Annotated in this window: 9 protein-coding genes; 4 read left to right on the forward strand and 5 right to left on the reverse strand. The window is 38.0% G+C overall.

Annotation, left to right across the window (positions count from 1 at the left end):
- Nucleotides 1-2: 2 nt before the first annotated feature.
- From ACUNWD_RS04445 to ACUNWD_RS04465, 5 genes are all read right to left on the reverse strand, one after another.
- The gene (locus ACUNWD_RS04445; RefSeq protein ID WP_445586570.1) at nucleotides 3-1031 is read right to left on the reverse strand and encodes a PorP/SprF family type IX secretion system membrane protein; all 1029 of its coding nucleotides are present in this window, start codon (nucleotides 1029-1031) and stop codon (nucleotides 3-5) included.
- A 91-nt stretch (nucleotides 1032-1122) separates the two neighbouring features.
- On the reverse strand, nucleotides 1123-2703 hold the full coding sequence (locus ACUNWD_RS04450) for a T9SS type A sorting domain-containing protein (RefSeq protein WP_445586571.1): 1581 nt from the start codon (nucleotides 2701-2703) through the stop codon (nucleotides 1123-1125).
- 192 nt (nucleotides 2704-2895) lie between these two features.
- On the reverse strand, nucleotides 2896-3897 hold the full coding sequence (gene trpS, locus ACUNWD_RS04455; RefSeq protein WP_445586572.1) for a tryptophan--tRNA ligase: 1002 nt from the start codon (nucleotides 3895-3897) through the stop codon (nucleotides 2896-2898).
- Nucleotides 3898-3977: 80 nt separating this feature from the next.
- On the reverse strand, nucleotides 3978-5084 hold the full coding sequence (locus ACUNWD_RS04460) for a helix-turn-helix domain-containing protein (RefSeq protein ID WP_445586573.1): 1107 nt from the start codon (nucleotides 5082-5084) through the stop codon (nucleotides 3978-3980).
- A 286-nt stretch (nucleotides 5085-5370) separates the two neighbouring features.
- Complete coding sequence (locus ACUNWD_RS04465) at nucleotides 5371-6303, reverse strand: helix-turn-helix domain-containing protein (RefSeq protein WP_445586574.1); 933 nt, start codon at nucleotides 6301-6303, stop codon at nucleotides 5371-5373.
- A gap of 396 nt (nucleotides 6304-6699) precedes the next feature.
- Here ACUNWD_RS04465 and ACUNWD_RS04470 point away from each other — a divergent pair, with 396 nt between their 5' ends.
- From ACUNWD_RS04470 to ACUNWD_RS04485, 4 genes are read left to right on the forward strand one after another with little or no spacing between them, the layout of a single operon-like run.
- On the forward strand, nucleotides 6700-7209 hold the full coding sequence (locus ACUNWD_RS04470) for a double zinc ribbon domain-containing protein (protein WP_445586575.1): 510 nt from the start codon (nucleotides 6700-6702) through the stop codon (nucleotides 7207-7209).
- Between the two features lie 17 nt (nucleotides 7210-7226).
- Complete coding sequence (locus ACUNWD_RS04475) at nucleotides 7227-7745, forward strand: zinc ribbon domain-containing protein (protein WP_445586576.1); 519 nt, start codon at nucleotides 7227-7229, stop codon at nucleotides 7743-7745.
- A gap of 18 nt (nucleotides 7746-7763) precedes the next feature.
- Nucleotides 7764-10196 (forward strand): zinc-ribbon domain-containing protein, encoded by a 2433-nt coding sequence (locus ACUNWD_RS04480; RefSeq protein ID WP_445586577.1) that lies wholly within the window; start codon nucleotides 7764-7766, stop codon nucleotides 10194-10196.
- Nucleotides 10197-10198: 2 nt separating this feature from the next.
- Nucleotides 10199-12853 carry a zinc-ribbon domain-containing protein gene (locus ACUNWD_RS04485; RefSeq protein ID WP_445586578.1) on the forward strand — a complete coding sequence of 885 codons (2655 nt, stop codon included), beginning with the start codon at nucleotides 10199-10201 and terminating at the stop codon, nucleotides 12851-12853.
- Nucleotides 12854-12873 lie beyond the last annotated feature (20 nt).

The raw sequence follows: 12873 nt of genomic DNA on the forward strand, positions 1-12873 counted from the left end.
TGCTACTGCACTCCAAATTCATCCTCGTATGGTCGGAAAAATGGGAAAATTCTTTTTTTATCCACTTTCTTCAGTAAAAATGCGAGTGATAATTCACTAATTCCTCCGGAGTCACCACGTAACCCGGAAACTGTCCAGTCAAAGCTGTAAGTAATTTGCATTCTACTATTTACATATCCAAAAAGAAAGATGACAGAATCGTAACGGATACCAAAATTCTGTCTCAACCAGGCACCAGCAGTAAGTCCTCTTTTAGTCGCAAACATGCCGTAATTAATTTGTTCTGAGATTCCCTGCTTTTGTACAATAATCTGCGGTGAGATATCTAATGTTTTTCGATGATACCCATGTCTAAAAATTGGCAGTCGTGCCCCAACATGTGCAGTATACTTTCGGTAAAGTTTATCACCATTGCTGTCATTCCCAAAATAAGTTTGATTCGGTTCTGTCAAATGATGAACGGCACCTCCAAAAAACAATCGTTTACTATAAATCAGCAATCCGGTGGAAAAATCTACAAATCCATAGTTCGGATCAGATATTATTTCAGCAGTTGTTCCATGGTTTCCATAGTTGATATCCAGGTTATCGGCAAAAACCAATCCACCAACGTTTAACGAATTCTGGTGATATCCAGTTTGTAAGCCGGCATGAATTCTATATTCCTTGCTTAGTTGAAGGAAAACAGAATAAGCCAGATCTATTTGAAATGAATTTACAATATTGTCGGCCTGTGTGTCATTCATTAGATGAAGCCCAATTCCACCTTGCAGTGCTTTTACAGGGAAATCAAAAGCTGCACTGTAAGTTGAATAAGCGTTATCAAACTTATGCCACTGGTTTCGATACTGAAGGGATACCCGGGGTACACCTACAGAACCAGCAAATGCAGGATTGAGGTACAAAGGGTTTGTATAAAATTGGGAGAAGGAAACATCTTGCCCATAGCTATGATGAATACCAATCATCATAATACAAATGACAATGATTTTTAGCTTTTTTAAACTTTCAATATGGTCGCAATTCCGCATTGCCTAAAAATAGCTATTATTCAATTAGATGATTCGTTTAGGGGAATAAAAAAGCCGGACAACTTTGCCCGGCTTAAAAAAGATGATTTTATCAGTATTTTATAAATTTTGACACATAGTTTTTGTTTCCGTTTTGTACAGAAATAAAGTACAGGCCTTTGTCGAATGATCTGATCTGGTATCTCAATAACTTTTGGTTATGAGCAACGATTTCTTGTTCGACGAGAGAACCTACTGTGTTATAGATTTTAACGGATGTTTGATTTCCTGATAAGCTATTAAGTGAAACATTCACATAATCGGATGCAGGATTTGGATACACTCCAAAACCAGCATCGGCAAACTCGATAGCTGCCGTCGCAATTTGTATATCGGTAAAGTTTGTGTTGTGGGTAAATACAATTGTACTATCACCTTTTACATTTTCCAACATTATTCTCCATGCATGATCGGTTGGTGGGTTATCATACATTCCGTTACCATTGTGATCAGCGTAAAAATCAACATCATAGGATTCACCCGGTACAACTCCATAAACACCAATAGTAAAATTGACCGATGCAGTTACTGATATGCTGTCAAGTTTTTCGCCGTTAGTAAGGTCTAAAACATACAAATGGAAATCTTGCCCATCATGGGGTGTCATGCTATTGAATTCAACAGTGAGTTTATGCATCCACATGATATCGGTAAAGTTGGTATTATGAGCAAAATCAAGGGTTTCATCACCAGCTACATCCATTAGTTCCATTCTCCAGGCATGATCAGTTGGTGGTGCATCATACATTCCATTTCCATTGTGATCGGCATAAAAATCAATATTATAAGATTGTCCAACTTCAATTCCCATGACCTCCAGGCTGAAACTTTCTTCAGCAGTTGTTTTCATTCTTTTCAATTCCTCGCCGGTTTCCTGGTTAATAACTGCAAGCCAAAGATCCTGTCCAACATGTGGGGGCATCCCTGTAAAGTTGACCATCAATTTATTCATCCACATGATATCAGTAAAGTTGGTGTTATGAGCAAAATCAAGGGTTTCGTCACCATCTACATCCATTAGCTCCATTCTCCAGGCATGATCGGTTGGTGGTGCATCATACATTCCATTTCCATTATGGTCGGCAAAAAAGTCGATGTTGTATGATTCGCCATTTTCAATTCCCATTACTTCAATAGAGAAATCAACTTCTACGGTGACTTTTACGCGTTCTAATTCCATCCACGTATTTGTGTTGACAACAGAAAACCAGAGGTCTTGTCCAACATGCGGAGTCATTCCAGTGAAATTTACTGTCAATTTATTTTCCATTGAAACTTCATTTACCGTAATGGCACCTGTCATTCCTAAGGAAGCGTGCGGGTCACATTGGTATTGATAAGATCCGGCTGTATTAAAAGTGTATTCAAACGTCCAACCAGTACTAACATCGTTTCCAAAAGATTCCGGGTTTGAAGCAAAATTAGCGGTTGTTCCGTTAACATTATGGCTACCTTCTGTATTTGTCCAAATTACTTTATCTCCTACATTAATAGTCAGAGAAGAAGGGCTAAATTGATTATTGGTAACAGAAACATCATGAGTAGTTTGCGCAAGAAGGCTACCTGCCAATAATAATAAAATGGAAAAGGCGAACAGACTTCCTGAATTTTTAAAAGTAAAAATTGTTTTCATAGGCAATGTTTTAGTTTACGTATTTGAGCTTCAAGAATATTAACACGCAAACAAAAAAAGATGTTCGTATCTTTTATTAAAAAAAAGACAAAATAGTCTTGAAAAAAATATCTATGATACAATTAGTTAGGGTGAAAAATAAAAAGTCCGGCAGTTGTACCGGACTTGAGAAATTAATATTTGGAATAAGGTTTAAAACAATTTCTTAAAGCCAACCAATTGTTTAACCTCCTTTAAAGTTTCGGCAGCAGACTCCCGTGCTTTTTCAGCTCCCATTTTGGCGACTTTTGCCAGGTAAGCGTCATCTTCGAGTATTTCAATAATTCTGGAACGAATAGGACTTGTGAAGGCGACAATGTCTTCAGCCAATTGTTTTTTCATGTCTCCATAGCGGATTTCACATTTGGCGTATGCTTCATCAAATTGCTTTACCACCTCTGGATCTGAAACAATATCCATCAAGGTAAACAAGTTTTGAACGGGTTCTGGTTTTGTTGAATTCATTTCAGTCGGGCCTGCATCGGTTACCGCACGCATAACTTTTTTGCGGATTTCTTTTTCGGTGTCAAATAAGTTAATTGCATTTCCTTCGGATTTACCCATTTTTCCACTTCCGTCTAAGCCGGGAACCTTCACCAAATCAGCTCCATCGAAAGTAAATGGTTTTGGTATTGGGAATACCTTGGATTTATACATCCGGTTGAAACGCTTGGCAAACTTGCGGGCCATTTCCAGGTTTTGTTCCTGGTCTTTTCCAACAGGCACAAAGTGAGCTTTATGAATAATAATGTCAGCAGCCATTAAAACCGGATAGGTTAATAGTCCGGCATTCACATTTTCCGGCTGTTGCCGTGCTTTATCTTTGAAAGAAGTTGTCCGTTCCAATTCGCCGAGATAGGCATTCATATTTAGAATAGTATAAAGCTCATTAATTTCCGGAACATCACTTTGAATAAAGATGGTTGATTTTTCAGGATCAATGCCACAGGCCAAATATTCTGCCAATACTTGTTTTACACCCGATTGCAAGTTTTCCGGGGTTGGATGCGTGGTTAACGAGTGTATGTCTGCAATAAAAAAGTAGCAGTTATAATCTTCCTGCATGCGCAAAAAATTACGCACTGCTCCAAAGTAGTTTCCAAGGTGCAAATATCCTGTGGGTCTGATTCCACTAACAACGGTCGGTTTATTCATCTTTTCCATTCTAAAGTAATGAGTTGCAAAAATAAGCCGATTCCTCGAAACGCAAAAATTAATTTGAATGATCCAATGTTTTATTCCTGATTTTGATTGGCCATCGCTCTTTTTAATGAGCTCACGGAACCAAATCCACCTATCTGAACAAGATTTTCCAAGGACGTGTCAGGATTATCCTTTAAATAATTTTGCACATGCTTAACCCGGTATTGATTGACAAATACATTAAAGTTCATTCCAAAGTTATGATTGATGATATTGGAAAGGTAGGTTCGGTTTGTTCCAACTTCTTTGCAAACAGTAGTAAGGTTTAGATTTGGATTCAGGAACGGCTCTTTTTCCTCAAAGTAGCTGATAAGCGATCGTGTTAACTCTGTATTGACCGTTGCCGATTGATTGATAATTGGGAAGACAAGTTCCGAATTTTCGGTTTTTGTAATCTCTGGTTTTTGTTGTTTAAATGACCAAATTCCAAGAATCCAGGTAAAGGCAGAAATAACAAAGAGAAATCCAACTAAAAACAGTTCGTTTTCTTCTTCAAACGGATTAAACATGTAAAATAGAACACACATTAGGCCAACCAGAACAAACGATCCATTAAACCATTTGAGCCAATTAATTGAAAATTGATCAATATTGGAATATTCATGGTTTAAGCGTTCGTTATACTTTTTGGGAAGACGAAAAAAAGTAATTGAATAGTAGATAACCTGAGCTACAATGAGCAGAACATCAGTACTTCTAAATAGGGTTAAAATCTTTAAATTAAGTGTTGTGAATTCTACACCAGATCGATAGGTTGACAGGTATTGAATGCGCTCATCTAAAGTCAGGAATCCATAAAATATCGTGGCCGAAGTGATGCCAAAAACCAAGCCGGGGAGCAAGTGCAGGAGTTCTTTCTTGAATTCCTTTTTTGTTGAAATGATTGATTTTATATATAAGTAGATGGATGGGAAGATCCACAACACTGTTGCAATGTGCAAGCTGTGTAAATACGTGTAATATTCAAATAGCTTTTGAAAATAAAAGTAGTTTGCCAGAAAAACATAAAAAGCATTGAACAATGCGAGGCTCATCACCAATTTTGGAAAATTCTCCTTCGATCCAACCAAAATTGTAATGGATAATATAAATGGAATTACAAAAGCTGAGGTAAGTAGGGTGAGTTCCAGGTGTTCCATGCTGAAGTCTGTTGATTGTTAGTTGATTGATTTGACCATTTTACGATCTGCAAAAAATAATTTACTATTTAACAACTTCTTTTTATTATTTGACTATTCCTTTTTTACAAAATGGATCGTTCGGTTTCCTTTCAAAGGTAACTTTAAGCTCAATAAAAATAAAACTAAAATTATTACTAATAAAAAGAAGGTTGATCTTTTTGGTTATATCCTTTTATTGGATAACAAATGCTGCAGCAGCTGAAGTTGAGGGCGCAGAACAGGGAGTTTTATATTGGGCAATATATTAGCGAATGAAGGTGGCTTCCCGGGATTCAATTTCGATCTTTTCCTTATATTTGGTTCGATAGGATCCGGGTGTTACGCCTTCATTCTTTTTAAACATACGAATAAAAGAGCTGGTGGAGCCGAAGCCAACTTGATCAGAGATATAATCAATTGAATATTTACAATCAATATCATCCTGTAAAATTTGCTTTGCCTTGTCGACACGGAATTTCCCAACAAAATCTGAAAAAGTGCAGCTAAATTCTTCATTAATCAAATTAGAAAGATAGGTACGATTCGTATTCAATTTTTCTGAGACTAAGGTAATTTTCAGATTATTGTTTGTGTAGATTTCTTCACCACTAAACAGCTGAAGGAGTTGAGTTTTAAGTTTATCTCGTGATACCTGTTTGGGAGTTGCTGCAACGATTGGTTCAATCTCGTGCTCATCATCTATTAAGTTAGCTACTGTATGGTTTTGCATGAAACCTTCAAATCCGATAATAAAAAGCAGCGTGCTAAAAATAGCCGAAGGAATGATAAGAAAGTAGCCGCTATCAATAAAGGATGATTTTCCCAGAAAGTTGAAAACTATGCTCATTGCAGAAGTAGCTACAAAGGATTTAAGTAACAAGTTTACCCAACGTATATTTTTCCCTTCAATGTTTGAATAAAAGTTTGCGATACGTTCGTTGTATTTCTTTACCAGTTTTGATCCTTTAATCAGAAAGTAAATGACCTGTACCACAAATGTAATTCTGGATCCGAAGAATAGAATACGCTGTAATTCACCGGTTTTTGTAATGGCTATGTCCTGATTATAATAAAAAGAGCGCACGAAGTTTTCCGCGTCACTTATGCCCATAATTATATAAAAAATAGCTGACGCCGATGCAAAAAGCAGGGCAGGTAAAAACATGATCCAATTTGTCTTTTTAAATCGATTTTCCACTGTCAATAGCTTGATGTACCAATAATACAGAGGGTAAACAGATAAAGAGCAAACAATATATAGTGGGTCGAAATATGGGAAAATGGCATACAGATTTTGAAAGAAAATTGCGTGGGAACAATACAAAAGAAATGCGACACTCATAAATGCAGCCAACAAAAACTTGGGACGGTTTTGTGTTGGTTTGCTTATACTAAAAAGTATGATGGACCAAAAGGCTGAAATATACATCGGAGTGTAGATGATGAGATCTAAAATCATATAGGGTGAAAATTATGTTATCAATGTGACGATAATTAGGCGAAATATAGAAAAATTTTACCATTTGAAAACGATTTTTACCATTTGAAAGCTTCTCTAAATGGGATTGAGATACCTTTATTTCAAAAACCCAAAATGAACTGTTACAACTGTGGAATGGAACTCACAGCAGCTGAGAAATTCTGTTCCTCTTGTGGAAATCCCACAGATCAACAACCATCAAAAGATATTTTTTGCCCCGGATGTGGAACGAAGGCAGAAGCGGGGAGTGCATTCTGTTATTCCTGCGGATATAATTTCAGTGAACCATCAAAAGTTGACCGCAATGATGCACATCAAAAACATCAATTTACATCAACTATTCGGCAATCATCCGGCAAAAAGCAATTGCGGAATATTGCAATAATTGCTCTAGCCATTATTCTGACAATTACAATAGCCATAATTATATGGATAAAAGTTGATCCGCAGGCTAAGGAGAAACTTACCAATATTGGATATGGTATTCTTTTGATAGCTGGATTTATCTGGTATTTGAAGAGCAAGAAGAAGTCGGGAAAAGGTGGCGGCAGTTCTTTTTGGGACCAGGAGAATAATCATGAGGATTACGATGATAATGATGATGACGGTGATGATGACGATTAACCATAAAACAACCAAATATGACCCTTTGTACCAATTGCAATAATGAAATTCAAAATGGAGAAAAGTTTTGTCCGAGCTGTGGCAGGCCCGTTCAGGCTGCATTAGCAGGTATTAGTTGCCCATCCTGTAGTTATGAAAATCCCTCAACAGCTACCTTTTGCGAAAAATGTGGGAATAATCTGAAAGCTGAGCCTTTAAAAACAGAACCAAGGAAAAAAATAAATGTAAATACCATCACTTCTTCAGGATCTTATTCGGGAACGATGGTTAGCAGTGGATCAAAGTTTTGGAAACGGTTACGGATTGCGATTCTTATCATCGTGTTAGCGATTGCCATTGCTCTTATTATTTGGTTTCAGGTGGATGATGAAGCTGGTCGAAAATTAAAGGATGCATTGATGGGAACAGCCTTTATGATCGTCTTTTTCTTTTTTGGTTGGCTATTTTTTCGTGGAAAGAAGGGACGGGGTAGATCTGGATATGATGACCAGTTTGATCACGACGATGATTTTGGAGATAGCGACAACGATGATTAACCAATAACTAATTTTCTTATGGCTTTTTGTACAAACTGTGGTAATAAAGTAGATGATGGAGTGAGATTCTGCAATTCTTGTGGTGCAGAAATTTCAGGCAACATTAAACCACAATCTCCAGCACACAAACCTTTGGCAAAGGAAGATGAATACACGCCGGAAGGAAGGAAGATTATTAAAGGGGGGCCAAAACCTACGCAAAATTATTCTCAACGATCCCCTGCATATACGCCTCATCCAAAGGAGATAAATTCAAAAAAAGGATATGTTGGCTGTCTTATAGCAATGCTGATTTTGGCTGTAATCCTCACTGTTGGGGGAATTAAGTTATTTAAATCTGCAGGAGGCTGGTTTGATGATCTATTTAGCGGAAACAAGACTGAGCAGCTGGCAATAACAGATCGCGAAATACCAAAAACACAGGCATTAAAAACAGAGAAGGTAAAAACCGAAGTAAAAGGAATACTTGCAGAGCAACGTGTTTCTACTGACAGCATTGATGCTGTTGTTCAGGTCTCAAACAACATGAAAGTAATACTTCCTGTCGGTCTGTTTGAGGGCGAAGAAGAGTTGGTGGTAAAAGAGCTGGCTCCTGTCACTCTGCCCTTTGATGGAAGAAAGTGTACAAACGTGGTAGATATTAGCCTTGGAAATCTTCATGAATTTGATGATTACGTAGAGATCCAGCTTGATCCGCCTGCAGGCTTCGATACTCAAAACGGCGTGGTTCAATGTTATACCCAGCGAGGAAAGAAATGGGAACAAGTACTGGCATTTTACGATTCTCAGATAGGCAAGGTGCGAACATTTACCGATCACTTCACCATGTTTGCATACACTTATAAATCAATAAAACTTACTCATAATCCGCTGATGGAAGTTGCTGCTGAATCTGCCTATTTATGGGGACGTTTGACTTCAACTGCACAGGTTAAGCTATTGGAAGGCTACGATTCGAAAAAAATCATGCAACAACAAGACGATGATTACCTGGCAGCCTGTTGGAACTCAGCGATGGAACTTTATGGATTGGAAAGTGCTGGTTTGTCTTTTGCCGAGAATGTGCTTGAAGTTTCAGACTTGGGGACGTTTAATAATTATGTCGGGAATATTGGATTTGGATTAGCATTGGTTGGTTCTGCCATGGATCTGCAGCGCGGAAACAAGAAGAAGGCTGTTCTGGAAACATTGAAGAATACCTACAATTTTGGAGCTTCAAAAATCATAAATACACGCTCACTAAATATCGCTTTTATCGGAGTGTTTGCAATAGATTATGCCCTGACCACCTTTGCCAATGAAGCATGGGCCGGACGGACTGACCTGTATCGCAAAATGTTTGACAATTTCAATTACCAGCAACGGGTTCGTGCAAAGAAAAACTTTCACTGGTGGAAGAAGGAAATTTTCTGGAGAATGGAAGACAAAAAAGATGCTTCCAAATTTGAAGAAGTCGTGGAAGGATTGATCCAGGAATACATTCAGGATTTTTGGGATGATTACTCAGAGCGAGCAATCATGCAGGCTGAATTACAGAAGCATGGGTGGACGTATGATGGAGGTTACAGCGAAAAGTTAAAGACTGATTTAAATAAAGAATTCAGGTTGTACATTTTACAATATATTCAACCGCTGATTGAGCGGATGCAATTGCGCTATTTGCTAAACGCGAAATCAGAAATTCAAAATGAAGCAGCCAAACTTGCTGATTTATTAAATGAACAGCACTCATTGAAATGTCTTGTTGAACTGGGTAATGATGAAGAACCCGAAAATTATAAAGGTTTTAAAGTGGCTTTTAAGACTGCCAACAAAACCTTTCAAAAGTTGTGGCAGGGAGTGTTGGATGAGGATGCAACGATGGAATTCCCTTGCACTTATGCAGGTTTCATGGATGCAGGTATGCCGCAGAAAGCAGTTCTTTATATTCCAATTAATGAAGAAAAGGATGAATTTGAAGAAGTTGAACAAAGTTTTACCATAAAAACTGACGACAACTCAACGGACATTATTTTCTCCATGGATGCAGAACTGGCCGATGGGCCATGGGAAATATCAGAATATGAAGCATCCGAATTATTCAGTTTTATGAACGACATTGTTGATTTGGCCCTCGGATCAGAAGAAACGCAAAAGCAAGCAGAAGAAGAGAACGCTGCAAAACGCAGGAGTGCTATTCGAAAATTGAATGAAGAATATAAGCGAACAAAAGAGCTTGGGAAAGTAAATGCGCCAAATGCAAATTATGAAGCCGGGGAGGAACTACTTTATCTGTATAAGTTTAACCCCGAGAAAGAAAGGGGGCTTTACACCTTTACAATAAATGAGGATGATTGTGAAACAAGAGTATTGCTCGATCTTAAATCAAACTTTTATTTCGAAGCCAAGATGTTCACCATTTGCGATGGCTTTGTTTGGATTGATTACTTAAAAGGAGAATTAAAAAGATAAATATGGCTTTTTGTACCAATTGTGGAACTGAGATTAATAGAGGGATGAAGTTTTGTACTTCATGCGGAACGCCTATTTTGGCTGATTTGCAGTCAGAAAAGCCTTCAAGCTCGAATAAACCGGAAGAGGAATTTACCGCTGAAGGGAGAAAGATAATCAAAGGAGGACCTAAACCAAGTCAGCAACAATCGGCACCCAAAAAGCAGGTTAGAAGAAAAACTACAGCGGTGAAATCCACAAAGCAAGAAACGGTGGAAAAGAAGGGTACGGTAAAAAAACAAGCAGATAAGAAACCACCTGTAAAAAAGCGAGTAGACAAGAAACCGGCTCAACAGAAAACGACAAAGCAAAACCCTGTGAAAGTACAAAAGGCGACAAAGCAAAAATCCGGAAGATTCTTTTTTCGGTTGCTAATTTTGGCGGTTATCATTTGGGGTGCTGTCAAAATATTCAATCTGGCCGGAGATTGGAGTGGTGGTAGTTTTTCCAGTTCAGACAATGTAAAAATGGACGAATATGCAATCCTTTTAGGGGATGGTATTACCAGATCTGGAGATCGAATTAATCAGCTTACTAAAAATGTAAAGCCAATAAAGACTGAATTCAGGAAAGTTGATGACGAAAATACAATTGCTGAGGTTGGCAATGTAAAAGTTGATTTCGGCGAATTCAATTTAAATGAACCGAAGGACTGCGAAGTAGGTGTTTATCCTGACAAGATAATTGATGGAGAATGTAAAATTACAGTTTATGATATTAGTCTCGACAATCAGCACCAATTTGATGATTACCTGACAATTTCACTTCCCTATGATCCCGGGTTTGTAGAGCAGGGAAAGATAGAAGACTGTGTCGCAGCTCAATATTTCAATGACAAAACCAATGAATGGGAACCGGTAATTTACGACATTGACTACAAGAATAAACAATTGATTGTTCATACGGATCATCTAAGTCAATACGGAGTGTTCACCGTAAAAAACGACAAGAAACGAAACGCTTACATAACTAGCGTTTATATTTCTGATAGCTATATGAAACGCTATAGAGAAGGGGCGCACATTGATGTTCTTGAAAACTACTACGAGAATGATCGTTCATTGGGCAAGGAAGCTTTGGATTTTGGTCTTTCATTCTGGGGAAAATTTTCAGGACAATCGGGCGTAGCAATAAACACACTGACTGCCGGAGGAATGTACTCAACTGATTTCACGTCGAAACTAAATGATGGATTTAAAAATTTGGGATACGCTGCCAGCATTGTTCAATTAGGATATGATTTATGTTACAGCGATAATAAAACTACTGCGATTAACCTCACTAAAAACATCATGAACCAGTTGGTTGCTGAGTTTGGAACACCTGCTATCAACATTGCTTTCATTGGTGTTTACTTTTTTGACGTGGCACTGACTGAGTTTGGAAATGCCATGCTGGCTCAAAAATATAAAGAGCTTTTTGATGTGTACGATTACTACAATAAAACCTACAACCCAAGGTCATTGAAAGAATGGCGTTCATTAATGATCAAAATTCATCAGGATAATCCCGATGATCCGAATGCTGCTTTCAAGGAAATTATGGAAGAGATTGAAGATTATGCGTGGAAGTTCATGAATAAAACAGGTATCGGGACTAAAAGCGAAAACACTGCCGAATTAAACTCCCTGGCGGGGGAAGCGGGTTTAAAGCGAATGGCCTGGCCCAGTGAAAAAGATATTGATGGTGTTTATGGTGAAGGAAAGCAAAAGATCATCGATAAACTTTTTCCAGTCTTTGTATCCGTCAACAATTGGAGGATGAAAAAATTGCGTGCAGAACTAACCAAAGAGGCATCGAAACTTGGCAGACAGTTAAATAAGAAAATAAAACTGACGATTACCGAAAATCTAAGAAAAGGGCAAGCATCCAAGTACGGAGACTGCACCGTTGCTATCCGCCCACTGGACTCTGGAACCGACAAAAAGCAATGGACAGGCATGCTGAACAAGTCCGGCACAACCCATACGTACTTCACTTACATTGGTCATTACACCGCAGGAATGCCTAACCGGGTTGATATCTACAAACCCGGAGACAAGCCCGATGTAAGCAAACCCATTTTTACCGAAGAATTCGTAGTTGATGAAAAAAATGAAATCATTATTGAATTGGGAAATCTTGCAGAAAGCAAATGGGTACTATTTGATACGGAGGTTATTAAAAGCTCCGGCTATTATTCTTTTGTAAAACATGAATCTACTATTGATAACGGAAGTCTAAAAGCAACCTGTGTCTCCCCCGATCCAGCCAGTAATTCATTCTCTCATTATACCATGTCCGCAAAATGGACGCCTTTTAAGAATTCTTATATGGAAGGCGAACAGGTTCGAACAAAAGCTACCGTGAGTTTTGATGGTAAAAATGTGACTAATTCGGTATTATTCATCCTTTTTCAAACTGCTCTGAATGATGAAAAACCATCTGATTTTAAAGGCAGATCAAAACGCGCCGGAATTGATGGTGAATTGACATATTCGGATGGACGGGAAACTGATAACGGTGAATTTACAACGGTAGCTCCACGGGCGTTAAGTAAAGATGATGTTTGGGTTCTTTCTGTTTACGGGGAAAGTAGAGAATACAAAATGTACTATAAACCACAAAAAGTCAATTAATAAATAACAAAATATAAACA

Source organism: Sunxiuqinia sp. A32, assembly GCF_052690465.1.

Excerpts from the sequence above, each read along its gene's own strand:
- ACUNWD_RS04485 (WP_445586578.1), top strand. The coding sequence starts at position 10,199 with ATGGCTTTTTGTACCAATTGTGGAACTGAGATTAATAGAGGGATGAAG.
- ACUNWD_RS04470 (WP_445586575.1), top strand. The coding sequence starts at position 6,700 with ATGAACTGTTACAACTGTGGAATGGAACTCACAGCAGCTGAGAAATTC.
- trpS (WP_445586572.1), bottom strand. The coding sequence starts at position 3,897 with ATGAATAAACCGACCGTTGTTAGTGGAATCAGACCCACAGGATATTTG.
- ACUNWD_RS04460 (WP_445586573.1), bottom strand. The coding sequence starts at position 5,084 with ATGGAACACCTGGAACTCACCCTACTTACCTCAGCTTTTGTAATTCCA.
- ACUNWD_RS04475 (WP_445586576.1), top strand. The coding sequence starts at position 7,227 with ATGACCCTTTGTACCAATTGCAATAATGAAATTCAAAATGGAGAAAAG.
- ACUNWD_RS04480 (WP_445586577.1), top strand. The coding sequence starts at position 7,764 with ATGGCTTTTTGTACAAACTGTGGTAATAAAGTAGATGATGGAGTGAGA.
- ACUNWD_RS04450 (WP_445586571.1), bottom strand. The coding sequence starts at position 2,703 with ATGAAAACAATTTTTACTTTTAAAAATTCAGGAAGTCTGTTCGCCTTT.
- ACUNWD_RS04445 (WP_445586570.1), bottom strand. The coding sequence starts at position 1,031 with ATGCGGAATTGCGACCATATTGAAAGTTTAAAAAAGCTAAAAATCATT.